Consider the following 24,182-nt stretch of genomic DNA (forward strand, 5'->3'; position numbering starts at 1 on the left):
ATCATATATATAGGTTTGTTATGAAATTTATTGAAACCCGTGGTAATGATGGTCAAAGACCTGCTTCTATTACATTTGCACAGGCAATTTTAAGCCCAATGTCTTCTTTTGGCGGTATTTACTCGCCAGAGAGTTTGCCATCGTTTGATTTAGATTTTATAAAATCGCATCTTAACTCAGGTTATAAAACATTGGCTAAAGATGTTTTAGATATGTTTGAAGTCGATATTGATGATGCGGTAATTGAAGAAGCTTTAAACCTTTATGATAATTTTGATGATCCAAGCAATCCTGTGCCGGTAGAAAAAGTGTATGACGACCTTTATGTTAGTGAGTTATATCATGGGCCAACACGTGCGTTTAAAGATATGGCTTTACAGCCATTTGGTAGTGTTCTTTCTGCCGTTGCCGAGCAAAGAGATGAAAAGTATCTTATTCTTGCGGCCACCAGTGGTGATACAGGGCCTGCGGCTTTAGAAACCTTTAAAAACCGTAAGAATGTGCAAGTTGCTTGTATGTATCCAGACGGTGGAACATCAGATGTTCAACGTTTACAAATGGTGACAGAAGATGCTAAAAACTTAAAAGTTATTGGTATTCACGGTGATTTTGATGATGCACAATCTGCTTTAAAAATGCTACTGACCTCTGATGCCTTTGCCGCCTCATTAAAAGCGCATAATATTTCATTGTCAGCCGCTAACTCGGTTAACTTTGGACGTATTATTTTTCAAACAATTTATCATATTCATAGTTACTTAGAATTGGTTCGCCAAAAAGCCATAACACTGGGTGATTTGGTTTACTTAAATGTACCAAGTGGTAACTTTGGTAATGCGTTAGGTGGTTATTACGCTTATAAGATGGGTTTACCAGTTAAGCAAATTCATATCGCCTCAAATAACAACAATGTGTTAACTCAGTTTATTACTACGGGTGAATATGATTTACGTGATGTGTCGGTTATTCCAACAACATCTCCAGCTATGGACATTCTTAAATCATCTAATATTGAACGTATTTTATTTGATCTGTTTGGTGCAGAGCGTACCAAAGAATTAATGCTGCAATTAGACAGTGATAAGTGCTACAAAATTAATGCTGATGAATTGGCTAAAGTTCAAGAAATCTTTGCCGCTGACTTCTGTAATGATCAAGAAGGGCTGCAATATATTAAACAAGCCTTTTCAGTAGGTTATTTAATGTGTCCGCATACGGCAACGTGCTTTAAAGCTTATGATACGTGCCGTAAAGATAAAACCATTAAAACAATTGCTTATGCCACTGCAGAATGGACTAAATTCTCACCAGTCATTGCTTATGCCTTAACCGGTGAAAAGTTTGAAAAAGATATTGATGCATTAAAAATGATTGCCGAAAAAGCAAATGTGGCTATGCCGGCACAAATTGCAGAACTTTTTGATAAGCCAATTGCTCAACCAACGGTTATTAATAAAACGGATATTGAAAAAGAAATTTTAAGCTTTTTAAGTTAAAAGCTATTTATTTCAGTCTTTATTACTGAGTTTTTAATATAAAAAGGCCAAAGTAATTCTATTACTTTGGCCTTTTTTAGGTCTTTATAGACGGTTTTTACTTTATTACAAGAAATATACCAGGCCTGGTAAATTCAATTTAAAAGCCGACTAAATAAAAAAAATAAGAAGCAGATCTATTTTATTGAAGAGCATTACTTTTGTAGAAAGGAACCACAAGAACATGAGTGTTTTAAAACTCTTAGTGCTTTCGTGTCTTCGTGGTTAAAAAACAAAAAATCATATTTACCAGGCCTGGTAATTTAATCTAATTGCATTGATTGAATACGTAATTGAAGGGTTGTACGGCCTGCAAAATGATTTAAGCTAGGTTGATAAGTGCATTGAACCAAATCACCAATACTAAATGCGGTAGGCTCTTCTGCAGACTGTTTAGCATTAAAGTAAATAGCCTGAAAAACTGAACCACTTTGTGTTTTTAATTTACATGAATAGTGTGTTTTTGTTTGACCAACTTCACGAATTTGAATTATTGAAAAAACACCATAAAACATAGGTTTAGGCCATTCTCTTCCAAAGGGTTCAAGCGCATTAATTTCATCAATTAGTGCTGGTGTTAATTGCCAATCTTCTAATGTTCCATCAGTTTCAATAATCGGAACAGGTACTGTTTCACCTAATTGTATATGTACGGCTTTTTCAAAAAGTTCACTAAATTCTGGGTAATCTTGAATATGAATCATGCAACCGGCAGCGCCTTTATGGCCACCCATTGAAATAAATAAATCTTCTTTTTGATCAGCCATCCATTGAAAAGCCTCACGTAAATCAATATCAGGTACTACGCCACGAGCACTGCCTGCCAAAGTTCCATCTTCTAGGTCTGTCATTGCCACAGTTGGCACACCATATAATTCACCAATACGTGATGCAATAATACCTTGAATGCCCGCATTACCAGTTAACTTTAACGTCATGGAATAGCGTTTATCATGATAGCTCTCTTTAGCTTGTTGTTGCGCTTGTTTTAGCATAACTTCTTGCTGAGCTCTACGATTTTGATTGTCTGCGTCTAACTGTTGTAAATAACGACTCGCATCCGATACATGATGTGCTGTTAAAAAGTTAAAGGCGGTAGTTACATCACTCACACGGCTTGCAGCATTAATACGTGTAGCCACCTGAAACCCTAAAAATTCCGCGTCAAATGGTAAACCTTGATTATCATTAAGTTCTTTAAGTGCTTGCCAGGCGGGGGACTGAAATAAATTAATTAACTGTAAACCAGCATGTACAATTGCCCGATTATTTGGGCTTTTAAGGCTTACGCTATCAGCGACTGTTCCAAGCGCCACATTTAACGCTAAATACTTCAACGAGGCGCTGTCTTTATCGAGCATGTTTTGAGCAATAAGACGCTGTCTAACTTGTGTCATTACTAAAAAGATAACAAAGCAACCGGCAACGGTTTTATCGTAATCACAGCCTTTTTGTTGTGGGTTAACAGTGCAAACGGCACTTTTGGGTACGCCATCTTTTGGAATTTGGTGATGATCGGTTACACAAACATCAATACCATGCGATTTAAGCATGGCTATACGTTGCTCATCACTTGAGCCTTGGTCTGCAGAAATAACAAGTGCAATAGGGTCTTTTATCGCTAAAATTCGGTTTACCACTTCTTCGGTAATGCCATAGCCTGTTTTACGATCACCAATAACATGTTTTATGCGGGATTTAGGCAAGCCAAAGTAATTACATAAAGCCGTAGTAGCCACCCATGCAGATGTTACGCCATCTGTATCGTAGTCGGTCGCTAAAACAATTAAACCATCTGACTGAATGGCCTTAACAATAATTTCTGCCGCTAAATCAATATTTTTTAACGCAGAAGGGTGTTGTATGTGTTTTAATTTTGGAAAAACAATTTCATCTAACTGATCCGTTTGATCGGTACGATTGGCAACGAGTTTGGCTTGAAAGTCTGTTAAACCTAATGTTTTAGCCAAGGAATAGACGGGTTCTGATGGTGTGCGTTGAACTATTTTTGGGTGTTTTATCATAAGAGGATTTTAACAGAATGAAGGGTTATATTGGTGTCTATCTACATGGTTTTTTAAGTAGTGCTAAAAGTGAAAAAGGGCAGTGGTTATTGCAAAAAAATTCTACAGATAAATCTCGTTTGTTTGATGAATTTATTACGGTTAATTATCCAAACAAATTAGTTACTGATAGTGTTCAAGTAATTGATGATGAAATAAAAAAACAATTAAAAAAAGATAAAAAAATCGTATTACTTGGCTCGTCATTAGGTGGGTTTTATGCTCAGTATTTTGCGCAAATCTATCACTTGCCTTATATTATGATTAACCCAGCACTTAACTCATTGCCTGTGTTTAAAGCCAATATGGGACTGCATACCAATCCTTCTACGGGTGAGCAAGTGTGTATTGATGAGGATTATATTAATAACTTAAAAAAATATGATGTAAACAATCCTGATGAAAATATTCCGGCATTACTGTTAATTGATTTAGATGATGAAGTGATTGATGTGGATTTTGTTATTCAACGATACCAAAAAAGGGATAGTGACCATTGTTTTAAAGCCAAAATATATTCAGGTGGTGATCATCGATTTATTCATATGGAAGAAGCTTGGTATGAAATAAAAGAGTTTGTAACTGATTTATAAAGGCTTTTAAGTGATTGAAAAGAAAATCATTATAATTTTATCTTAGAGTTTAAGCCCAGTTGTCAAAAATTTTACCCAGCGATGAATTTATGTTGTTATTTTCAACTTCCATCACTTTTAATAAACTTAAAGACTGTAGTTTGGTTGTATTTAAATCTAATAAATTACTCTCGACTGTATTGGACATTGAGTTTTTGTTAAGCGTAGAATCAAGAACAGAGTAATTTGGTGCGGTGTAATCCGCCGTTTTATTTTGACTAACTAAAGAATGATTAATGGATTGGCTAATGCTGTTTAGATGAGTAAACTGCATATTTAAGGCATTGCTGGCTGTTTGAGTTGCATTGGCTAAGGGCATTGATGTTTGTATTTGCATTGTGTTTTCCCTTTAAATTTAGACCTTAAATCACTTCATACGGATTATTATTTTTTAGAGTATATTCTACGAACACATTCCCCAAAATATTACTGCCTTCACGATCTATTGTAATTTTCATATCTTTATCTTGCCAGGTATAGCTTAAATAACTCATGCCACCATCAGAATTCTTACGTTCTATATTGTTGGGTTGTCCTAAATCAGTCATTAATTTTAGCGCCACTTCTCTTGTCGCAATAGCACGGTTTTTATGACTGCCTTTTTCACCATAAGGGCGGTACAGTCTTTTAACTGAAGTTAGATTACCTGCATTGTTGTATCTAAAAGTGATGTAATAACTATCTCTTAAGGTAGACCAAGGGTAAAACTTATCAATATTTCTTTGTCTAATTGTACTTTTGGCTTGTAAAAACCCACCAATATCCCAAAGCTGTTTTCTGACAGAATCTAGATTAGCATCAGCTAACTTAATACCTAAAAACTGAGTATCTTTAAGTGCTTTTGCTTTATCAGCCAGTGTGTTAGAGGGGTTGTCTTTCGTTTCTGCAGCGACGCTTGTTAAAGGAAATGCAAGTATTAAACAAAAACTAAAAACTAAAGCAAAGCCAATAGGGCTTACGATTTTTTCTAATGGTTTATTCATAGTCTTTCAAATCACTTTGTTTAAGAGTTAACATTTAAAAAATGTGTCTTACTCTTTAATCGGCAGGTTTAAGAAATTCTGAATAGTAGTGGTAGGAAAATATTGTCTTAAATCTTCACTTTTTAGTGATAGAGCATTTTCATTAGGCCGTGCTGATTGTATATATTTACGTTGGTTATGCATAACTTCACAATCGGCATCAGATGGATTGTCATTTTCAGCTTGTCGTAATGTAATGGCTTTTTCCGTTGTTTCTATCTCTGCGCTAAGAGAAAATAAATAACTTTTGGCATGATTTTTACTGGCTAAATCATAAAAATTTTGACGATGTTCTTGTTTTAAAAAAGTAGCGTCAATAATGACATTAAACCCATTTTTTAAACAAATATCGGCATAATCAGCTAAAGCTCGATAAGTTTTTTGATTCATTTGGGCCGAGTACAATTGCTGTTTTTGTTGTGCATTTGAGCGTTGTTGAGCCTCTAACCCAAATAAAGATTTTCTAATGCGGTCTGAACTAATAATAATGGCATTAAAGTCAGGCAAGTTTTCTAAAAGCTGATTAGCAAAATAACTTTTACCTGAACCGGCTACGCCACTGATAAGAATACATTTTATATCAGTCTCTTTTTGACTATAACCTACCGCTTGTTGAATATACTGGTTAGCAATATGTTCTACTTGGTTTTTTTCGTAACTATTTTTAATAAGTTGTTGTGCGCGTAATGCTGTGATTTTAGCACGAACCATTGTGCGATAAACTCTATAAAAATTTAATATAAACAAACCGTTATAATCTAAAGTTTGACTAAGGTATAGAGAAAGTATTTTATAACTTACGGTCTGTTGTTGTTTAAACTCTAAGTCTATCAATAAAAATGCCAAGTCATTCATGACATCAATCCAACGAAACGCTTCGTTAAATTCAATGCCGTCAAATAGAACAGGAAGATCATCAATTAAGGTAATGTTATCTAGATGTAAATCACCATGACACGCCTTAACAAATCCCTGTATTTTACGTTTACTTAGTCTGCTCTCTAGTTGGTTATACTTTTCAAAAGTCCATTTTTGTAAGTCAATTAAGTCTGTTTGAGTCTGTTTGTCCGTAACATAGTTTTGCAAAGTTGCAAAATTATCTAGCATAGGTTGCAGTTGAGCTCTAGGGCTTCCATATTTAGAGCTTTGTACAACAGTTTGGGCTTTTTTATGAAACTGTGTAATTTGAAAGGTTAAAGCATCAATCATTTTATGATCTAAAATACCTTGATTTAAAAGGCGCCCCAAGACCATATTAGGATCAAATTGACGCATTTTAACTAGATAATCTTCAATATGAGCATCTTCATTAGTGTTTATAGAGGCTTCGGAAATAGATATTTTATGATTTAGGGTGTTAATTTGATTAACACCAAGATATAGGTGCGGAGCGGTTCTTTGATTGAGTTCGACTTCTAAAAAACAATATTTTTTACGATTTTGCTTATTAGAGAAATCTAAAAAACCAAAATTAACAGGCTTTTTGAGTTTGTAAGCATATTGACCAGTTAAAAACACAATAGAAATATGCGTTTCTATTGTTGTAATAACATCTACAGGGTGAGAGTAGGTACTAGGGTCAAGAAGGGCATCTATAAGGCCAGCTGTATCCAATACAATTAACTCTTTTTAGTATCAATCAGAAAATGATTATGCAAAAATGAGCGTTAAAGTGATTAATGAATTTGAACTCATTATTAACCACTTTAAATTAACGCATTTGAATGGGGGTTAATCATAAAGTTTTATGATTTTAGTGTTGAAGTTTAAGCAACACCTTGTTTTTCACGAATTTCTTGCTTACGCTTCATTTCTACCGTTAGAGTCGCTGTAGGGCGAGCTTCCATTCGTGCTAGACCAATTTCTTCGCCACTTAATTTACAAAAACCGTATTCACCAGATTCGATTTCACGTAGCGATTTATCAATTTTAGAAATTAGTTTTCTCTCACGGTCGCGGGTACGTAACTCTAAAGCAAACTCTTCTTCTTGTGATGCACGGTCATTTGGATCAGCAGGCGTGTCAGAATCTTTTTTAAGATGAGAAACTGTACCGTTTGCTTCTTCAATAAGCTGTGTTTTCCAAGCCATTAATTTACCTTTAAAATGCTCAAGCATTTCAGGGCTCATATACTCTTCACCTTTTTTAGGCTCATACGAAGGGTAGTTTTCAATAAAGTCGATATTTTCCATTCTCTCTCTCCTAACACCGTACTTATTTATTTTTTAAAGTATAAGTTGTTTTTAGTACGATTTCATTTAACGGTGTTTTATATCAGGTTTAGTTGTATTCAACAAGCTAATTTTGTTAATGAATTAATAGGAATTAATTAACTAAATAATGTATAAAAGTTCATTAAGGTAATCATAAACAGTTTATAGACCGTTTAACTTGATATTATTGATCGTTTCAAGCAAAATCTGCTCATTGTTTTAAACGATATTTAATATTAAAACCAACTTAGTAATGTATCAGTAAAAATGCAGTTAATAAAGTCTTTAACACCTAATTTTTTAGCTTAAATAGCTTTAAATGTAGGGTTTTTAATTATTATTTTACTAAGTAATTGAATTTATAAATAAAAAAGAGAGTTTTCCATGGCTGAATTACAAGCACTTTTATTTGATGTTGACGGCACCCTTGCTGACACCGAAAAAGATGGACACCGTCCAGCTTTTAATATGGCTTTTGAAGAAGCTGGCCTAGACTGGCATTGGGATGAAGATCTATATGGTGAACTGCTTGCCGTTACTGGGGGTAAAGAGCGTATTCGTTTTTATTTAGAAAAATTTAATACGGCGTTTGTTAAGCCGGATAATTTTGATGACTTTGTTAAGGGATTACATGCAGCGAAAACGAAATTTTATACTCAGTTAATGGCAGAAGGTCGAATTCCATTGCGCCCAGGTGTTGAAGCATTAATTAACGAAGCGAAAGCGTGCGGTATGCGTATGGCAGTTGTAACCACCACCACACCAGAAAATGTAACGGCTTTATTAGACAATACTTTGGGTAAAGGCTCTGAAAGTTGGTTTGAAGTGATTGCAGCCGGAGATATTGTGCCAGCAAAAAAACCAGCACCCGATATTTATATTTGGGCGCTTGAGCAAATGAACCTAACGGCTGAACAGGCGATTGCCTTTGAAGATTCACGTAATGGTATTTTGTCTTCCGTTGCGGCGGATTTAAAAACAATAGTAACAATCAATGGTTACACTAAAAACGATGATTTTAGTGATGCGGTGATTGTGCTTGATCAGATGGGCGATAAAAATAATGCCTTTACTGTTATAGCCGGTGATGCACAAGGCCAAAGTTATTTAGATTTAGCTTTAGTTAAGAAAATATTTGCAGCGGCATAAATCTTTGCAACAGTCAGTAAAATTAACATTTTTAAGTTAAAAAGCCACATTTTAAGGTGTTTAAAATGTGGCTTTTTATTGTGTTATTTTTAATTTATCCCGTGCTTAGATGATTAGATGATTAGAACTGCCACAGGATATACCAGGCCTGGTAAATTGGTTTGATTTCTTTTATAAATCTGATACTTATAATTTACAACGCTAAGATTTTGGTTGTAAAGCACGTCCTTTAAAAATCACTTTATCCCAACCAGATTTCATAAAATTGCGAATATTTTGGTGGTCATCATTCTCAGGGTTTTGTAAAACATCTTGAATGTAGTAGTTACCAAAAGCATTTAAGGTAGCTTGTTTGGATAAGTTATGCTCAATACCAAAAGAAAATACTTTACAAGAACCATTATTGGTATTGGCTTTATTTAAAGTGTCACCGTTCACGAATTCAGTTGGTGTGAAATCATAATATTTATCAATAACAGTCATGACTTCATCAAAGGCAACGGGGTTAAGTTTTAATTTTTCGGCTAATGCTTCTGGGGTTAAATCACTCATGTTTTCTCCTAAATAGTGGTTTTGTTTTTACAGTATTTGTTTTATTGTTATTTTCTAATGTACCAATTTTAAAAGGTTTATTCGCTTTAATATTTAATATTTAATATTGTATGAAGGCTTAAAGTACGAGTTGCGTTACACCATAAGCAGCTTGTGTATTTAGTACAGGTTTAAATTGTTTTGATTTCATTACTTTTTGGCGTAAAGACATCCAAACAGGACTCTTAATACCACCACCAACTGTATAGATGTTTTTAATCTCTGTATTGGTTATCTCTTCAAGCTTTTGATAGCTTAGCTGCTCAATCAATGTTAATCCATATAAAAGCCTTAGTAAAAATTGCTTATGACTTTGCAAGCAAGACTCAGAAAAATAGATATCGTCTTTTTCGCAATTAGGTGTATGAGGTAATCTAGGTTGTAGTTGTGAATCTGAAATTGGAAAGCGTTCACCTACTGAGCATAAAGGGTAGTAATCTTTTGGATTGCTTTGCAAAAATGCAGTAATCTCTTCTTGACTAATTTGTTGATTTAAAAAAGATAGTTGCTCAATGGAGTAATAGGTTAATAAAACCTGACCACCTGCATTAGAAGCCCCTCCAACCAACCAATCGTCTTTTAATTTATGACTATAAAGCCCCAGTTTTGAATTGTAAACCGCTTGTTTAGAAATGGATTTAATGGCAATGGTTGACCCCAGTGAAGTGACAGCATCACCTGCTTTTTTTGTACCGACAGCTAGAAAACCAGCAATACTGTCGGTTGTACCAGCCATTACTTTTAGGTTTTTACTCAAGCCATATTGTTGGGCTATTTGGGGCAAGATTTTGGCTAAATAATCACCAGGCGAAACCACTTTTGGCAAGTTTATTTGGGAATGTAATGGAGTTAATAAATTCATTATCCAATTTTGCCAGGCCTGGTTGTTGGGTTGATTGTGTGTTAACTCTGGTGTTTGACTTGTTAAGTTATAGCCCAATTTTAAGGCATTATTTTCATCGGTAACATTGGTTACACCGCATAAATAATAGTTAATAAAATCAGCCTGATGGCAAATGATAGGGCGTTCAATATGTGGATTTAATTCTAATAAACTCATTACTTTAGCTAAAGTACTTGAAGCACCTAATGCCGTTTGGGTTGAGTCTATTATTGAACTTTGTGCTTGATGATGTAAATCGTGTTTTTGATATGCCTCTTCAATTTTTTTAGCTTGCTTAACGGCATGGTTGTCGCTGTACATAAAAGCATCGGTAAATATTTTAGTCTGTTGATCTAAAAGCAAAACCGTAGAGGAGGTGGCATCCACAACTAAGTGCGTTATTTCTTTTAATGAAACGCGTTCTTTAAGGTCGTTTAATAATTGGTTAAACGCGGTAATCCAAAGTTTTGGATTTTGAGTAATTTGTCCATTAGATTGTTTAGTGGCTGACTCTAGTGGTACAGAACATTCGGCTAATATGGTTTGTTTAATATCGCCTAAGGTATCTTGGCTTTTATTTACAACACAGGCTCTTAAACCAGATGTGCCTAGATCAATACCTAAAACGGTTTTATTTTTATATAAAAGCGGAGTTGCAGTAATCAAATTTTTACCTTAGTTTAAATAAGTGTTATTTCTTTAAGAGTATTTTATTTACAGATTTTATATGAAAACCAATAGCCTAAATGCACGATCTATTAAAAAATAATTATCTTAATGCGGCTTAAATTTGTTCGCATAACTTTTCTATTAATTCCTTACCCAAAAAGACATTAAAAAAGGTACAATTGTGAATTAATTTTTAATAGAAAATATCTCGTAACTTTTACTTACTTAGTGAAAGGTCTCATAACCGTTTTTATTTTGAGAGAGATGTTTTGACGAATATTTAGGCTCGTTATTTTGGTTTACCTTTAAAGCCAATTTATATCATGCCTCGTCATAACATAGCGTTTTTTGGAGTTGACTTAATGAATGAATTGCAACAAGTACTATTAATCTTTGCTGTTGTTGTCATTGCAGGATTGTATTTTTTAAGCCGAAGCCGTCAAAATACAGTAAAAAAACCTGCTCAAAAATCAAATGAAACGTCTTCACAGACAAGTCATGCAAACCAAAATAATAATGAACCGGTCTTGGGTGATATACCATTATCAGAACAAAATGAATCACAAGAACAAGCATCAGAAGCGCTTAATAACCTAGGGTCACCACACATTCCTGTATCTGAAACAACGGAACGTAGATTTACAGAATCAAGAGGCGTTGTGAATACAGACAATAGTGCTGATTTTCAAAATCAAACTGAAGATTACAACCAAAATCAAGGAGTATTGTTTTTTGGTGAAGAGTTTGATTTAAAAACGGCCGATCAATCAGTTAGTGAACAAGATATTGAAGAAAATCTTGCTCCAATGAATATGACCACAAACCCAGACATTGAAGAATCAGTAAATCTTAGTGCAGCACCAGAACAGCCCCCACAAAAAACAGGTGGCAAACACCATGTGTTGGTGGTGGATGATCCAGGTATGACGGGTGAGATTGATGATTCAAGCAATTCTTCTGATTTTATAAAACCTTCCTTTGGTATTCCAGAAGAAGAGAAAACAACCAAAACTTATAAATCTTCGACTAATAAAGAGCCAGAAGTCTATGTTTTATTGGTTATGACGACCGCTCAAGAATTTGCCATGACGGATGTTAATCAAGCTCTATTAGGGGTAGGGTTAACCTATTCAGAACAAGGTATTTTTGTTAAAAATGATAATATGGGCAACGCCTTTATTAAGGTTGCTAATATGTTAGAACCTGGGTCATTCCCACAAGAAAATCTACAAAACTATGCAACACCAGGTGTTGCAATGATTTTAGAATTGCCAACCACGGTTAGAGCTCCAGCCGCAATGCATGATTTAATTATGATGGCACGCAAAGTATCACAGCGTTTACAAGGTCGTTTATATAACGCTGAACGCCAACTTATCAAAGAGTCTGACCTACAATCTATGCGTGATGCAGCGCTTGATTATGAGTCTATTCCTATTGCTTAATATTCATTTAACAGGTTTATATTCACTTTAATAAGGTTATTTTTTAAAAAAATAACGGTGAATTTAACCTGTTAAATTGCACTCTATTTACTATTTAAAGAATCATCATGCCTCAGCACACTCAAACCGAACTTAACGCGCTAAAACAAAGACTTACTGAACTTAATTATGCCTATTATGTATTAGATAATCCGCAAGTCAGTGACGCTCAGTATGACGAGTTATATCAGCAATTAATTGCAATTGAAAAACAATATCCTGAATGGGTGACAGAAGATTCACCATCGCAACGTGTGGGCGATGCCCCTTTATCTCATTTTGAATCGGTTACCCATGCTGTGCCGATGTTTTCTTTAGATAATGCGTTTAATCAAGAAGACTTAATTGATTTTCAACGTCGTGTTAAAGATCGCTTACAAACGGATGCTGAAGTTGAATTTTCGGCAGAACCTAAAATGGATGGTTTGGCGATTAATATTCGTTATGAAAATGGGCTTCTTAAACAGGCTACCACTCGTGGTGATGGCGTTGTAGGTGAAGACGTTACACACAATATACGTACCATGCAATCTGTACCGCTTAAACTATCAAATGGCGCTTGGCCTAAGATACTGGAAGTACGTGGCGAAGTATTTATGTCTAAAAAAGTGTTTAATGCTCTTAATGCTGAATACATTGAACGTAATGAAAAACCGTTTGCTAACCCAAGAAATGCGGCTGCAGGAACCTTACGTCAGCTAGATCCCAAAATAGCGGCACAACGCAAACTCAGTTTATATTTATATGGTTGGGGTCAAATCAGTGAAGATTGGTCATTACCTGAGACCTACAATGAAGCGATTCAAACATTTAAAACTTGGGGATTGCCTGTTAATCCAGATGCTCAAATCGTGCAGGGTGTGCAGGGTATGTCTGATTACTACGATCAATTATTAGCGAAACGCAATGATCTCGCCTATGAAATTGATGGTATTGTTTATAAGGTTAACGCCTTAAACACGCATAAAACACTGGGTTTTACTGCCAAAGCACCGCGTTGGGCTATTGCTAGAAAGTTCCCCGCTGAAGAGGTGTGGACCGACTTATTAGGCATTGATATTCAAGTGGGGCGTACAGGTGCTTTAACTCCCGTTGCTAGATTAGAGCCTGTTGCGGTTGGTGGGGTTATCGTTTCTAATGCTACATTACACAACCAAGATGAAATAGACCGTAAAGATGTCAGAATTGGCGATAAAGTCATTGTACGACGAGCAGGTGACGTTATTCCAGAAGTGGTTGGCCCTGTGTTATCGCAAAGAACAGATAAAACCATTAAGTTTAAAATGCCCACGACGTGTCCGGAGTGTGATTCACAAGTTATAAAAGAACTTGATAAAGCCGTTTACCGTTGTACAGGCGGTTTATTTTGCCCTGCACAGCGCAAAAGAGCCTTGCAGCATTTTGTTTCTCGTAAAGCTATGGACATTGTTGGTTTAGGCGATAAATTAATTGTTCAGTTGGCAGATACAGGCCTGGTAAAACACCCCGATGATTTTTATAAATTAACGGCTGAAACTTTGTCTGGCCTTGAACGAATGGCCACTAAATCAGCACAAAAAGTCATTGATGCCATTGAAAAATCAAAAGAAACCACTTTGGCTCGTTTTGTTTTTTCTTTAGGTATACCTGAAGTAGGTGAGGTTACCGCTAAAAATCTAGCCAACTATTTTTTAAGTTTAGAAGCAATAGCAAGTGCTACCACTGAACAACTACTTGATGTGGATGATGTTGGTGAAATAGTGGCGCAACATGTGGTTACTTTTTTTGAACAACCACATAACCAAGAAGTGATTAATGGTTTACTTTCGGCAGGTGTGCATTGGCCAAAACCAGAAAATAAAAAGATAGAAACAAATTCAGCATTTGCAGGTAAAGTCATTGTTTTAACAGGAACTTTATTGCAAACATCAAGAACTGAAGCCAAACAACAATTAGAATTATTAGGTGCCAAAGTAACCGGCAGTGTTTCCGCTAAAACAGATTTTGTGATAGCAGGTGAAAAAGCGGGTTCTAAATTAACCAAAGCAGAAGCCCTTGGCATTTCTGTATTAACTGAGGCAGAATGGATTGCCATGATGGGAGAAATAAATGGTTAGACCACGTAATGTAAACCGAGTAAAGCTTAAAAAAGAAATTCCAGACTGGGAACAAGAAGAGTTTGAAAGCCGAACTGACATTAAAAAAGCAGCACAAGCGGTAACGGATTTAGGTGAGCAATTGGCAGAAATGACCGAAACCGAGATTAAAAAACTGCAACTGCCTACGGATTTAATGGATGCTGTTTTACTCTTAAAACGTATGGACAAAGGGCCAGCGTTAAAACGTCAAAAATTGTATATTGGCAAATATTTAAGACAAGATGAAGCGTTATTAATAGATATTAAAAATAAATTGGCTGAAATTGAAGTTAAGAAAAAACAACAAAATGCCCATTTTCATAAACTAGAAAAATGGCGTGACCGTTTAATAGAAGAGGGAGATACAGCTTTAGTCGAGTTTTTAGATCTTTACCCGCAAGCAGATCGCCAATCGCTTAGACAGTGGATTCGCAACGCTCAGAAAGAGTTAAAAGAATCAAAACCACCCAAGTCTTCTCGTGAAATATTTAAGTATCTTAAAAGCTTATCTTGGTAAGAAGAATATTTCTAAAATTAACAATTTACCAGGCCTGGTAAATTGTTAAACAACACCGTGTACTCTTGCTTATAAAGGCTTTATAAGCGGTGCTTTTACCTTAAAACGCCATTCAAATAATACCAAACCACTTAAAACCAATCCTGTTCCAAACCAAATCGTTAAACTTAACACTTCATCATTTAAAAAGTGACCAAATAAAAGTGCAAATACTGGTGTTAAAACAGGTATTAAAGCAACCTTCATCGCATCAACATTTTTAACTAAATAAAAATACAATAAAAACCCCACCACTGAACCTATGGTGGCAGCATATAAGATGGCGTAAACCTCAATTTGTTGTAGCTGTGGCCAATTAAAGAGCGTACTGGGCGCAATTAAAAACTGACCTAAAACGCTCACCCATAAAGCGCCAACCACCATGTGTAAAGCGGGTAAATGAGTACCACACCGTTTTACCAATACACTACCTAAAGAGTGAAAGCTAACAGAAAGTATAGCCGCACCAATAGCGGCAACCTGAAAACCAACTAAATGAGTTTGTAAGTTAGGAATAAATATACTTAACATTCCAGCCATAACCAATAAAATCCCGGTCACTTTAGCAAAAGTAAACCGCTGATTTGGTAGTAAGAAATAGGCAAATATCCCTGTTGTTACCGGTGTTAAGGCAAATAAAATGGCTATCCAACCTGATGGTAAATACTGGCCTGCCCAGTACATTAATGTCATACCACCAAAAATAGGAAATGCTGCAAATATATACAGCCTAATTGCAGAAAAGTCGAACCGAAACTTGGTTTTTTTGTACCATAAAAAAATAGGTAAAATTAAAACTGCGGCTAATGCTGTTCTACCTGCAACACCAAAAAACCAGTCGGTTTGCCCACCTAAAACAATCGCCAAAGGTGTCGTTGTCCAAATTAAAACAACGGTAATATATGCAAAAACAACTGCCATGTTGGGACTCGCTTAAATATAGGGTAAAAAGATTAACTTGAGTATTGTTGGTAGATAAAACGAAGAGTAATGATACGCCTAATTTATATAGATGCGGTAAAAAGAGTCATAATTTTAAGGTAGAGAGTTTGGATATAAACTGAAAGATATTGGCGAATTAAGTAGGTTACTTAAAAGAATTACTTAATAAGGTTAACTATGAGATTCAAACTGGCCTAATTCTCGGTTTTTTTGAACTGAGCCAGCGTTAAACAGTTGACCATTCATGGCGATAAATATGCCGTTAGAGGCTAATTGCACTGCCATTAATGCACTGGCCATATTAAAGCTGGCATCTGAATTACCTAGCATAAAAGGGCGCATAGCTCCTGTTAATACAATCGTTTTATTATTTAAAGTATTGGTTTGTTGTAAATACTGCGCAGTTTCTACCATGGTGTCAGTGCCGTGGGTAATCACAATATTTTTGGCATTTGACTTTTGACAGGCCTGGTAAATATGCTCTCTATCACTATCAGTCATTTCTAAACTGTCTTTTAACATTAAGGTTGCAATATTAATAGGTAAAGTTAAATTGGCTTGAGTTAACAGGGTTTCAATATGCGTTTGTGTAAAGACTAATTCACCTGTTGTGGTTTGGTAGTCTTTATCTAGGGTGCCGCCGGTAATAAAAAGTTGAATTTCTTTCATAACTACATCGTTTAGGATTGACGAAGAATTCCCGTTACAATACCTAAAATTTCAATGTCTTCATTTTTAAGAATAATAGGCTCCATCTCTTTATTGGCTGGTTGTAAACGAACCCCAGATTTTTCAATGAACAGTTTTTTCATAGTGACTTCTTGATTGTTGATTCTAACCACAACGGACTCACCATTTTCAGCAGAAGAGCGTCTTTCAATTATAACAATATCCCCATCTTCAATATTCTCTTCAATCATAGAATTCCCTTTGACTCTTAAGGCAAAGGTTTCTTTTTTAACCATGCTGGATGGCACTGAAATCGTGTCGTAATCCATCTCCATTTGAATCGGTTCACCCGCCGATGTCCAACCTAAAACAGGAATGGATACAAAATCAATATCCATCATTTCAACAGGATCAGCCGCTTGTAATTGAAGCTTTTGATTTCGTCTTGGAATTAAGTAAGCTAGGTTTGACATGGCAATCTCTCTGGTTAAGGTAATTGAGTATGGATTAAATTATTATTCAATAGTAGGGAGTACTTGTTTAAACGGCTTAACATGTACTTCTTTATAAACACCAGCCTCTATATATGGGTCTTCATCAGCCCATTTTTGAGCGGCCTCTAATGATGGAAAATCCGCTACAATTAGACTGCCTGTAAAACCGGCTTCACCGGGTTCATTACTATCTATTGCGGGATTAGGACCAGCCAAAACTAAACGGTTACAGTTATTCATCTCTTTTAAACGTGCAATATGCGCTGGACGTGCTTTGGCTCTGAGTGGCAAACTGTTTTCTACGTCGTAGGCAAAAATTGAGTAAAGCATTGTTTAATCCTTTTTAGTGTCTTGTGTTTCAGTTTTTGTATGTTGTAGATTCTCAATAAGTTCATCTTCTGTATGACCCTCTTTAAGAGCTTCATGTTCTGCATCAGAATCTGACTCTTGTATGTAACGACTAATATACACACCTTGAATTAAGATAAAGACAATGGTCATACCCATTAAACCAAAAAGTTTAAAATCTACCCAGGTGTCAGTGTCAAAATTAAACGCTACATATAAGTTGGTAATACCAGAAACAATAAAGAATAAAATCCATAACCAGCTTAGTCGTATCCAAATCGCATCCGGTAGAGCAATTGCTTGCCCCATCATACGTTCAACAATCGGTTTTTGACCAATATAATGACTGCCTAAAAACACCAGTGCAAAACCCCAGTTAACAATAGTCGGTTTCCATTTAATGAAATTCTCATCTTGTAAAATAAGGGTTAAGCCACCTAAAACAAGAATAAGCGCTAGTGTAATTACGTGCATTTTTTCAACACGTTTGTGTTTCATATAAAAATAAGCCACTTGGGCAATTGAAGCCACAATAATGACGGCAGTGGCGGTGTAGATGTCATACATTTTATAAGCAATAAAAAAGAGTACAACGGGAAAAAGGTCAAATAATAATTTCATGTAGTTAGCGTTTTTTATGTTAATTTAAAAGGATTCTATATGGGTTTGCCAAGGATTAAAAGGCTCAAATTATGAAAGTTGATTTTCATTGTCACACAACCGCATCAGATGGCGGACTAACTCCTCACGAAATCATTGACTTAGCGGTTAAATATGAAGTAACTACTTTAGCAATTACAGATCATGATACTACGAGGGGTTATGAGATTGCTTTGGATTATGCAAGTAAAAACGACATTCAGTTAATTACAGGAGTAGAAGCATCTTGTGAATGGAATGGCCATACAATCCATATTGTAGGTTTAGATTTTGACTTAAAAAACACGGCATTACAAGATGGTTTAACGCAAATTAGAGCCTTACGAGAACAACGTGCTAAAGCAATGTTGACTAAAATGAGTGATAAACCACATATTAAAATTGAAAACCTGCACGATAAGCTTTGGGCTGTGGTGGGTGACGGTGTTGTAGGGCGAGGACATTTTGCGCAGTTACTGCAGCAAGAAGGCCTGGTTAAAAATGCCCAACAAGCGTTTGAACGGTATTTAAAAAAAGGCAAAGTTGGCTATGTAGCGAGTCAATGGCCTGAATTAGCCAAAGTAGTTAACTGGATAACGCAAGCAGGTGGCATTGCTGTTATTGCGCATCCAGGTATTTATAAATTTACCAGTAATAAATTAAACCGCTTAATTACTGATTTTAAAGCCGCTGGTGGTCAAGCGATCGAGGTGGTTAACCAACCCAGGCATTCTGCCAATATTACCGGGATGGCTCAAAGAGCTATAACTCACGGGCTTTATGCCTCTATGGGTTCTGATTTTCACCGGTTAGAACACTCTTGGCGTGGGCTTGGTTGGTTAGCGCCTATGCCACAAACCGTGCAACCTGTTTGGCAACTGTTTAAAGAACCGTTAAAAGACTCTGAGTATAGTGTTACAAAACCGTAAATAGCGTATAATTCTCGATTGTTTTTTATTATATTTTCGGGAAAGATCGTGGCTTCAAATAGTATTTACATTAGTGTTCATCCAGATAATCCGCAAGCAAGGTTATTGCAACAGGTGGTTGACATCCTGAATAAAGGTGGCGTAATCGCTTATCCCACTGAATCTGGATATGCTTTAGGGACTCTTTTAGACAATAAAGAAGGCTCTAACCGAATTCGACAAATTCGTCACCTTGAACTTAATCATGAACTTACCTTAATGTGCCGTGATCTTAGCAATTTATCAGAATATGCAAAAGTGGGTAATACCCAGTTTCGCTATTTAAAGAACCATTTGCCAGGCCCTTATACGTTTATTCTACCGGCCAGTAGAGAAGTTCCTAAACGTTTACAAGCACCTAAACGTAAAACGATTGGTTTAAGAGTAACACCTAATGTGGTGACAAATGCTTTACTGGCCTATTTTGATAAACCGTTATTATCGGCCAGCTTGATTATGCCTGGTGAATCACAACCCATGACCGATGGATGGTCTATTCAAGAAGAGTATTCTCATTGTTTAGATGCTGTTTTAGATGGTGGGTTTAGTGGATTTGAACCAACAACCATTATTGACTTTACTGACGAAGAACCTATTTTGCTACGCCAGGGTCAAGGAGAATTTATTTCATGAACGAACTCAATATCATGCAACAAATCGCTATTTGGGCGATTCCAGTTATTTTTGCTATAACGTTGCATGAGGTTGCTCACGGTTGGGCGGCATCTAAATTAGGTGACCAAACAGCCTTGATGTTAGGGCGTTTATCGTTAAACCCAATTAAACACATTGACCCTATTGGTACCGTGGTTGTTCCCATCGCGTTATTAGTTATGGGTGGGTTTGTTTTTGGTTGGGCAAAAGCTGTACCTGTTGATACCCGTAATTTTAAAAACCCAGCCGCAGATATGGCAAAAGTAGCTGTTGCTGGTCCCGCAGCCAATCTTTTAATGGCTGTGTTTTGGGCGATTATTGCTAAAACAGGTACTATTTTGCAAACCTCAATACCTGATGTAGGTACCTATTTAATTTACACTGGCTTTGCAGGTATCAGTATTAACTTGATTTTATTGGTATTGAATCTTATACCCATTCCGCCACTGGATGGCAGTCGTGTTTTATCGGCTTTTTTACCTAAAAAACTAGCATGGCAATATAATCAAATTGCCCCTTATGGTTTTTTTATACTTATTGGCATGATGCTTCTAGGTGTATTAAGCCCAATATTAATGGGCCCGTATATTGCCATTAGAGATGTGATTATTAGTTTTATTGGTCTGTAAATACAGATAAATAAACAGCACACTGAACATATAAAAAGAGAATTTTATGAATCAACCTGAAGGCGAAAAGCTTCAAAAAATCTTAGCTAGAGCAGGATTCGGCTCAAGACGTTCTGTAGAAACCCTAATTACAGATGGTCTTGTTAAAATCAATGGTCGCACTGCTACTTTAGGTGAAAGAGCGACGCCGTTAGATAAAATTAAAGTACGTGACCAAGCCGTTAAAGAAACGCGTTTACAAAAACAACCTACTAAAGTGATTCTATACAATAAACCTGAAGGGTTATTGTGTACACGTAGTGATGAAAAAGGGCGTAAAACCATCTTTGAAGAGTTACCTAGGGTCATTAATGGTCGTTGGATTAGTATTGGGCGTTTAGATTTAAATACCAGTGGTTTACTGATATTAACCAATAACGGTGAATTGGCAAATCGCATGATGCACCCATCTTATGAAGTAGAGCGTGAATACACCGTTAGAGTTTTTGGTGAAGTCAGCGATGAAGCACTAAAGCAAGTGGTTAAAGGTGTACAGCTTGATGACGGCCCCGCGAGTTTTAATAAAGTCACTAAAATGCAAACTTCGGTTGAAGGTGAATCTATTAATAAATGGTATAAGGTAACGATTAAAGAAGGGCGCTACCGTGAAGTTAGACGTATTTGGGAAGCCGTTGGGGTTAAAGTTAGCCGTCTACATCGTGTTCGTTATGGCCAATTTACCATTCCTAGAAGCTTGAGAAAAGGTAAAACAGAAGAGTTAACCTGGAAACAAATTAACCAGTTACTAAAGTCGGTTGATCTTAAAGAAGAAGCGCGTCCTGATTTAAGAAGCACTAATCAAGCAGGCGATAAAAAGAAAAAACGCATGAACTCATTGGCTAAACCTGTTGCCAGAAAACCATCGAGTAAGCGCACTATCCATGACTTGAGTGAAGGTAAGAGTAAACGACCAAATAATAGACGACGTTAATTAATAAACGGTTAAAAATACGATTATTAAGATTACAAAATGGATGGATGTTTTAAATAAAAAAAGCTTTTACCAGGCCTGGTAAAAGCTTTTTTTTGAACTTATAATCTTTATTTTTATTTATAAACACTATAATTAATCATGGTAAGTTATTGGTATTTAATGAATTGATAAAAAATCAGTTTTCATAAGGATCCACGATACGAACACCTTTAACGTAGTAAATTTTATCTGATCCACCACCTAAATCATAATTTGATGAACCAGACCTTGAGCTATTCCATTTCCATCCTGCTGTACTACGAACATTCACTAAATAACCTTTAATTTGAATAAGATCACCATTGCGAATTTCTTTAAGTCTGTGAGCAATTTTTTCATTTTCAGGAATAATATGCATATTTATAGAGTTGTTATTAATTTCATCTTTACTGATAGGCATCGTATCTGATTCCCATTCATAATCACGATCATCTTGTGTTATATCAATATCATCAGTAACCGACGAATCCGACATTTTGCCCCAGCCTAAAACAAAATCGGCAGGTGATAATCTCGCTTGTTCATCAAAATAATAACGTTTGATTGAAAGTACCCGGGCTTCTACCTCATATTCTGAAAAAGGCGAAAAGATAAATTCATCACGTCTAAAGGTTGAAACCGGAGGTTGAGTTTGAAACGGCAATCCTGCCGCCATTATTCCAGGGCCTAAATCAGGGGCATTGCCAACATAGTAGAAATGTTTCCAGGCAAAAAATACGATGACGATAAATATTAATTTTTTCATAAGTTGATTCTATCATTAAAGCTTAAAAATAAGCTTGCTAATCATTTTAATATTGTAATGAATGTATCTTAACGACAAAACTAAATTTAATTAATAATGGGGTGGAGGTACTTCATCTTTAGGGTCTTTAATCATGTCTTGTTTTAAGCTTTTTAAATATTCACTTAACAGTCCCAATTTCTTTTCTAATAATTGTATTTCTTGGTGTTGTATCGCAATTGTCTTTTCTAATGCTTGAATATTTTCATCATGAAATGTTTGATTCATTTCTAAAGCATCTAATCGTTTAAAGACCTCTTCAGGTAGCGTATTTTGCATGTTAATTACTCTTAATCTAACCAATGAAGGTTATTTGATTGTTCATTTTTGTGTTCACATAAAGACACTCGGTCTTTATTGGGTTTTTGCAAGTGAATAACGGTTTCTCTAAGTTCATCACGTCTAAAATAGAAACAGCGTAACGGTAAAGTTGAATCATGACGTTTTAAAAGCATATCTAATTGTGATTTATTGCTCATTTTTAAGCCGTTAATCGCAATGATTTCATCACCGGCAGATAAGCCCGCTTGGTAAGCCGCTTGGTCATTCCAAACATGAGTCACTTTTAATCGTTCTTGTGGCATATTGCTTAAGTTAGCACCAATATGATTAGGTAAGGTTAATTCAGTATTATCAGACTCTTCTTTATCCGTAATACCAGTAATATGCCCGCCAAGGTCATCCAAACCCGTTAATGCACGTAAACTAAAATCAATATTAAAGTCAGCAAATAATGATTCAAAAGGAATATCATCAGTGCCAAACAGATAAGCATCAAAAAAGCTATTTAGAGGCACACCAGCTACATCAGAACATATTTGCTCAATTTGACCGTCTTCAATTCCAATGCCTTGTTTTCCAAAATGGTTCCATAAATGGAGTAAAACATCATCTAAAGACTTTGCGTTTTGAGTTTGTTTTCTAATGGTTAAATCAAGAGCTAGAGCAATAAGACTTCCTTTAGTGTAATAACTAATAATGGCATTGGGCGCATTTTCATCTTGCTGATAAAACTTAGTCCACGTTAACCAGCTTGACTCGGCAACCGACTGTTTAAAACGGCCAGGCATCCTGTAAACGCGAGTCATTTGTTTAGCCAATAAATCTAAATATGTTTGGTTGTCTATTAGACCTGCTCTTAGCAAAATTAAGGCATCATAATAAGAGGTAACGCCTTCAAACCACCAAAGTTGATTGGTATAAACGGGTGTCTGCAAATCACTTTGTTGATACACTTTGGGTTGAATGCGCTTTACGTTCCAAGTATGAAAGTATTCATGGCTACAGAGTTCTAAAAATTGCAAATAACCATCCGTGGCTTTTTGCATACCTTTGTAAGGTAAATCATTTCGACTGCAAATTAATGCGGTTGAATTTCGGTGTTCTAAACCGCCGTAATCACTGCCGGTTACCATAACTTGAAAAAGATAATCTTGCATTGGAGCAGGTTCACCAAAAAGCTTAATTTCAGTTTCACATATTTTGATTAAGTCTTGTTTTAGACGTTCATCATCACAATCAAAAATACCTGTAATTACCATTTTGTGCGGAATGCCACAAGCTTCAAAATTAATTTCATGAAAAGTCCCCATCTCAACGGGGTAGTCAATTAATGAGGCGTAATTATCGGCTTGATAAAGCCCAAAACCATGTTTATCAATCTTTTTAGCAGGCATGCCTGTCGCCACTTTCCAATTGTTTTGACAAGTAATATCAGAGGGTGAAATTTGAATTTCACAGGCCTGGTCAGCTTGTTCTACCACTTCTAAAAAGACCGATGTGCCATTAAAAAAGGCGTGTGACTCATCAAAGTGTGCGCCGCGAACAGATAGATCCCAAGCGTAAATTGTATATTCAACAGTTACCGCTTGCTGACAACTAAACGCCCAGTTAGATTTATCTATCGTTTTTAATTCTATGAGTTCATTTTGTAATGTAATTACCTTAATATCATTGATATGTTTGGCAAAATCTCTTATTAAATAGCTTCCTGGTATCCAGTTAGGTAAACGCAGTAATTGTTGCGGTTGGGTTGGCTTATCTATTTTTAAACTGACTTTAATGTAATGAGATTTAGCGTCTAGGGCGGTAATGTTGTACTGAATCATAGTATGTTCTTTATCTTTTTT

Annotated in this window: 25 protein-coding genes; 10 read left to right on the forward strand and 15 right to left on the reverse strand. The window is 35.9% G+C overall.

Annotated features, from left to right (window positions below):
• The first annotated feature begins 20 nt into the window (after nucleotides 1-20).
• The gene (gene thrC / locus ACYQ0E_RS06825; RefSeq protein ID WP_460187494.1) at nucleotides 21-1,496 is read left to right on the forward strand and encodes a threonine synthase; all 1,476 of its coding nucleotides are present in this window, start codon (nucleotides 21-23) and stop codon (nucleotides 1,494-1,496) included.
• A 302-nt stretch (nucleotides 1,497-1,798) separates the two neighbouring features.
• Here thrC and ACYQ0E_RS06830 read toward each other — a convergent pair whose 3' ends face one another.
• Complete coding sequence (locus ACYQ0E_RS06830) at nucleotides 1,799-3,559, reverse strand: single-stranded-DNA-specific exonuclease RecJ (RefSeq protein ID WP_460187495.1); 1,761 nt, start codon at nucleotides 3,557-3,559, stop codon at nucleotides 1,799-1,801.
• 17 nt (nucleotides 3,560-3,576) lie between these two features.
• Between ACYQ0E_RS06830 and ACYQ0E_RS06835 the strand changes: the two genes are divergently transcribed.
• Nucleotides 3,577-4,191: a YqiA/YcfP family alpha/beta fold hydrolase gene (locus ACYQ0E_RS06835; RefSeq protein WP_460187496.1), complete on the forward strand. Its 615-nt coding sequence runs from the start codon at nucleotides 3,577-3,579 to the stop codon at nucleotides 4,189-4,191.
• Nucleotides 4,192-4,240: 49 nt separating this feature from the next.
• On the opposite strand, the gene ACYQ0E_RS06840 is transcribed toward ACYQ0E_RS06835, so the two are convergent.
• The 4 genes from ACYQ0E_RS06840 to dksA all read right to left on the reverse strand — a co-directional run bounded on the left by ACYQ0E_RS06840 (nucleotide 4,241) and on the right by dksA (nucleotide 7,444).
• On the reverse strand, nucleotides 4,241-4,567 hold the full coding sequence (locus ACYQ0E_RS06840; RefSeq protein ID WP_460187497.1) for a hypothetical protein: 327 nt from the start codon (nucleotides 4,565-4,567) through the stop codon (nucleotides 4,241-4,243).
• A gap of 25 nt (nucleotides 4,568-4,592) precedes the next feature.
• Complete coding sequence (locus tag ACYQ0E_RS06845) at nucleotides 4,593-5,213, reverse strand: hypothetical protein (RefSeq protein ID WP_460187498.1); 621 nt, start codon at nucleotides 5,211-5,213, stop codon at nucleotides 4,593-4,595.
• A gap of 48 nt (nucleotides 5,214-5,261) precedes the next feature.
• Entirely contained in the window at nucleotides 5,262-6,866 is a 1,605-nt protein-coding gene (locus ACYQ0E_RS06850; RefSeq protein ID WP_460187499.1) for a bifunctional aminoglycoside phosphotransferase/ATP-binding protein, read from the reverse strand.
• A 152-nt stretch (nucleotides 6,867-7,018) separates the two neighbouring features.
• On the reverse strand, nucleotides 7,019-7,444 hold the full coding sequence (gene dksA / locus ACYQ0E_RS06855) for an RNA polymerase-binding protein DksA (protein WP_460187500.1): 426 nt from the start codon (nucleotides 7,442-7,444) through the stop codon (nucleotides 7,019-7,021).
• A 405-nt stretch (nucleotides 7,445-7,849) separates the two neighbouring features.
• On the opposite strand from dksA, the gene ACYQ0E_RS06860 reads away from it, so the two are divergent.
• A complete protein-coding gene (locus ACYQ0E_RS06860) occupies nucleotides 7,850-8,614 on the forward strand; it encodes an HAD family hydrolase (protein ID WP_460187501.1) in 765 nt (254 codons plus the stop codon).
• Nucleotides 8,615-8,815: 201 nt separating this feature from the next.
• On the opposite strand, the gene ACYQ0E_RS06865 is transcribed toward ACYQ0E_RS06860, so the two are convergent.
• Both ACYQ0E_RS06865 and ACYQ0E_RS06870 read right to left on the reverse strand, forming a co-directional pair.
• Complete coding sequence (locus ACYQ0E_RS06865; RefSeq protein WP_460187502.1) at nucleotides 8,816-9,166, reverse strand: HopJ type III effector protein; 351 nt, start codon at nucleotides 9,164-9,166, stop codon at nucleotides 8,816-8,818.
• A 118-nt stretch (nucleotides 9,167-9,284) separates the two neighbouring features.
• The gene (locus ACYQ0E_RS06870; RefSeq protein WP_460187503.1) at nucleotides 9,285-10,754 is read right to left on the reverse strand and encodes an FGGY-family carbohydrate kinase; all 1,470 of its coding nucleotides are present in this window, start codon (nucleotides 10,752-10,754) and stop codon (nucleotides 9,285-9,287) included.
• Nucleotides 10,755-11,119: 365 nt separating this feature from the next.
• On the opposite strand from ACYQ0E_RS06870, the gene ACYQ0E_RS06875 reads away from it, so the two are divergent.
• The 3 genes from ACYQ0E_RS06875 to yjgA all read left to right on the forward strand — a co-directional run bounded on the left by ACYQ0E_RS06875 (nucleotide 11,120) and on the right by yjgA (nucleotide 14,875).
• Nucleotides 11,120-12,202 carry a cell division protein ZipA C-terminal FtsZ-binding domain-containing protein gene (locus tag ACYQ0E_RS06875; RefSeq protein ID WP_460187504.1) on the forward strand — a complete coding sequence of 361 codons (1,083 nt, stop codon included), beginning with the start codon at nucleotides 11,120-11,122 and terminating at the stop codon, nucleotides 12,200-12,202.
• Nucleotides 12,203-12,309: 107 nt separating this feature from the next.
• On the forward strand, nucleotides 12,310-14,337 hold the full coding sequence (ligA, locus tag ACYQ0E_RS06880) for an NAD-dependent DNA ligase LigA (RefSeq protein WP_460187505.1): 2,028 nt from the start codon (nucleotides 12,310-12,312) through the stop codon (nucleotides 14,335-14,337).
• Entirely contained in the window at nucleotides 14,330-14,875 is a 546-nt protein-coding gene (gene yjgA, locus ACYQ0E_RS06885; protein ID WP_460187506.1) for a ribosome biogenesis factor YjgA, read from the forward strand. The genes ligA and yjgA overlap by 8 nt, the downstream gene beginning before the upstream one ends.
• Nucleotides 14,876-14,944: 69 nt before the next feature.
• On the opposite strand, the gene ACYQ0E_RS06890 is transcribed toward yjgA, so the two are convergent.
• The 5 genes from ACYQ0E_RS06890 to ACYQ0E_RS06910 form a co-directional block, all read right to left on the reverse strand.
• Complete coding sequence (locus tag ACYQ0E_RS06890) at nucleotides 14,945-15,835, reverse strand: DMT family transporter (RefSeq protein WP_460187507.1); 891 nt, start codon at nucleotides 15,833-15,835, stop codon at nucleotides 14,945-14,947.
• Nucleotides 15,836-16,027: 192 nt separating this feature from the next.
• Nucleotides 16,028-16,525, reverse strand: coding sequence for an asparaginase domain-containing protein (locus ACYQ0E_RS06895; protein ID WP_460187508.1), 498 nt, complete (start codon nucleotides 16,523-16,525; stop codon nucleotides 16,028-16,030).
• Between the two features lie 11 nt (nucleotides 16,526-16,536).
• Nucleotides 16,537-16,998 (reverse strand): transcriptional repressor LexA, encoded by a 462-nt coding sequence (gene lexA, locus ACYQ0E_RS06900; protein ID WP_460187509.1) that lies wholly within the window; start codon nucleotides 16,996-16,998, stop codon nucleotides 16,537-16,539.
• A gap of 42 nt (nucleotides 16,999-17,040) precedes the next feature.
• Nucleotides 17,041-17,349 carry a YciI family protein gene (locus tag ACYQ0E_RS06905; protein ID WP_460187510.1) on the reverse strand — a complete coding sequence of 103 codons (309 nt, stop codon included), beginning with the start codon at nucleotides 17,347-17,349 and terminating at the stop codon, nucleotides 17,041-17,043.
• 3 nt (nucleotides 17,350-17,352) lie between these two features.
• On the reverse strand, nucleotides 17,353-17,988 hold the full coding sequence (locus ACYQ0E_RS06910; protein ID WP_460187511.1) for a septation protein A: 636 nt from the start codon (nucleotides 17,986-17,988) through the stop codon (nucleotides 17,353-17,355).
• Between the two features lie 71 nt (nucleotides 17,989-18,059).
• Between ACYQ0E_RS06910 and ACYQ0E_RS06915 the strand changes: the two genes are divergently transcribed.
• From ACYQ0E_RS06915 to rluB, 4 genes are read left to right on the forward strand one after another with little or no spacing between them, the layout of a single operon-like run.
• A complete protein-coding gene (locus tag ACYQ0E_RS06915; protein ID WP_460187512.1) occupies nucleotides 18,060-18,935 on the forward strand; it encodes a PHP domain-containing protein in 876 nt (291 codons plus the stop codon).
• A gap of 48 nt (nucleotides 18,936-18,983) precedes the next feature.
• Entirely contained in the window at nucleotides 18,984-19,607 is a 624-nt protein-coding gene (locus ACYQ0E_RS06920; protein WP_460187513.1) for an L-threonylcarbamoyladenylate synthase, read from the forward strand.
• Nucleotides 19,604-20,257 carry a site-2 protease family protein gene (locus tag ACYQ0E_RS06925; protein ID WP_460187514.1) on the forward strand — a complete coding sequence of 218 codons (654 nt, stop codon included), beginning with the start codon at nucleotides 19,604-19,606 and terminating at the stop codon, nucleotides 20,255-20,257. The genes ACYQ0E_RS06920 and ACYQ0E_RS06925 overlap by 4 nt, the downstream gene beginning before the upstream one ends.
• A 46-nt stretch (nucleotides 20,258-20,303) precedes the next feature.
• On the forward strand, nucleotides 20,304-21,227 hold the full coding sequence (rluB, locus tag ACYQ0E_RS06930; RefSeq protein WP_460187515.1) for a 23S rRNA pseudouridine(2605) synthase RluB: 924 nt from the start codon (nucleotides 20,304-20,306) through the stop codon (nucleotides 21,225-21,227).
• A gap of 178 nt (nucleotides 21,228-21,405) precedes the next feature.
• On the opposite strand, the gene ACYQ0E_RS06935 is transcribed toward rluB, so the two are convergent.
• The 3 genes from ACYQ0E_RS06935 to ACYQ0E_RS06945 form a co-directional block, all read right to left on the reverse strand.
• Entirely contained in the window at nucleotides 21,406-21,924 is a 519-nt protein-coding gene (locus ACYQ0E_RS06935) for a hypothetical protein (protein ID WP_460187516.1), read from the reverse strand.
• Between the two features lie 180 nt (nucleotides 21,925-22,104).
• The gene (locus ACYQ0E_RS06940) at nucleotides 22,105-22,332 is read right to left on the reverse strand and encodes a SlyX family protein (RefSeq protein WP_460187517.1); all 228 of its coding nucleotides are present in this window, start codon (nucleotides 22,330-22,332) and stop codon (nucleotides 22,105-22,107) included.
• 11 nt (nucleotides 22,333-22,343) lie between these two features.
• Nucleotides 22,344-24,161, reverse strand: a complete 1,818-nt coding sequence (locus ACYQ0E_RS06945) for a M61 family metallopeptidase (protein ID WP_460187518.1) — start codon at nucleotides 24,159-24,161, stop codon at nucleotides 22,344-22,346.
• Nucleotides 24,162-24,182: the final 21 nt, after the last annotated feature.

It is taken from the genome of Thiomicrorhabdus hydrogeniphila (genome assembly GCF_054656895.1).

Excerpts from the sequence above, each read along its gene's own strand:
- thrC (WP_460187494.1), top strand. The coding sequence starts at position 21 with ATGAAATTTATTGAAACCCGTGGTAATGATGGTCAAAGACCTGCTTCT.
- ACYQ0E_RS06830 (WP_460187495.1), bottom strand. The coding sequence starts at position 3,559 with ATGATAAAACACCCAAAAATAGTTCAACGCACACCATCAGAACCCGTC.
- ACYQ0E_RS06835 (WP_460187496.1), top strand. The coding sequence starts at position 3,577 with ATGAAGGGTTATATTGGTGTCTATCTACATGGTTTTTTAAGTAGTGCT.
- ACYQ0E_RS06840 (WP_460187497.1), bottom strand. The coding sequence starts at position 4,567 with ATGCAAATACAAACATCAATGCCCTTAGCCAATGCAACTCAAACAGCC.
- ACYQ0E_RS06845 (WP_460187498.1), bottom strand. The coding sequence starts at position 5,213 with ATGAATAAACCATTAGAAAAAATCGTAAGCCCTATTGGCTTTGCTTTA.
- dksA (WP_460187500.1), bottom strand. The coding sequence starts at position 7,444 with ATGGAAAATATCGACTTTATTGAAAACTACCCTTCGTATGAGCCTAAA.
- ACYQ0E_RS06860 (WP_460187501.1), top strand. The coding sequence starts at position 7,850 with ATGGCTGAATTACAAGCACTTTTATTTGATGTTGACGGCACCCTTGCT.
- ACYQ0E_RS06865 (WP_460187502.1), bottom strand. The coding sequence starts at position 9,166 with ATGAGTGATTTAACCCCAGAAGCATTAGCCGAAAAATTAAAACTTAAC.
- ACYQ0E_RS06875 (WP_460187504.1), top strand. The coding sequence starts at position 11,120 with ATGAATGAATTGCAACAAGTACTATTAATCTTTGCTGTTGTTGTCATT.
- ligA (WP_460187505.1), top strand. The coding sequence starts at position 12,310 with ATGCCTCAGCACACTCAAACCGAACTTAACGCGCTAAAACAAAGACTT.
- yjgA (WP_460187506.1), top strand. The coding sequence starts at position 14,330 with ATGGTTAGACCACGTAATGTAAACCGAGTAAAGCTTAAAAAAGAAATT.
- ACYQ0E_RS06890 (WP_460187507.1), bottom strand. The coding sequence starts at position 15,835 with ATGGCAGTTGTTTTTGCATATATTACCGTTGTTTTAATTTGGACAACG.
- ACYQ0E_RS06895 (WP_460187508.1), bottom strand. The coding sequence starts at position 16,525 with ATGAAAGAAATTCAACTTTTTATTACCGGCGGCACCCTAGATAAAGAC.
- lexA (WP_460187509.1), bottom strand. The coding sequence starts at position 16,998 with ATGTCAAACCTAGCTTACTTAATTCCAAGACGAAATCAAAAGCTTCAA.
- ACYQ0E_RS06905 (WP_460187510.1), bottom strand. The coding sequence starts at position 17,349 with ATGCTTTACTCAATTTTTGCCTACGACGTAGAAAACAGTTTGCCACTC.
- ACYQ0E_RS06910 (WP_460187511.1), bottom strand. The coding sequence starts at position 17,988 with ATGAAATTATTATTTGACCTTTTTCCCGTTGTACTCTTTTTTATTGCT.
- ACYQ0E_RS06915 (WP_460187512.1), top strand. The coding sequence starts at position 18,060 with ATGAAAGTTGATTTTCATTGTCACACAACCGCATCAGATGGCGGACTA.
- ACYQ0E_RS06925 (WP_460187514.1), top strand. The coding sequence starts at position 19,604 with ATGAACGAACTCAATATCATGCAACAAATCGCTATTTGGGCGATTCCA.
- rluB (WP_460187515.1), top strand. The coding sequence starts at position 20,304 with ATGAATCAACCTGAAGGCGAAAAGCTTCAAAAAATCTTAGCTAGAGCA.
- ACYQ0E_RS06935 (WP_460187516.1), bottom strand. The coding sequence starts at position 21,924 with ATGGCGGCAGGATTGCCGTTTCAAACTCAACCTCCGGTTTCAACCTTT.
- ACYQ0E_RS06940 (WP_460187517.1), bottom strand. The coding sequence starts at position 22,332 with ATGCAAAATACGCTACCTGAAGAGGTCTTTAAACGATTAGATGCTTTA.
- ACYQ0E_RS06945 (WP_460187518.1), bottom strand. The coding sequence starts at position 24,161 with ATGATTCAGTACAACATTACCGCCCTAGACGCTAAATCTCATTACATT.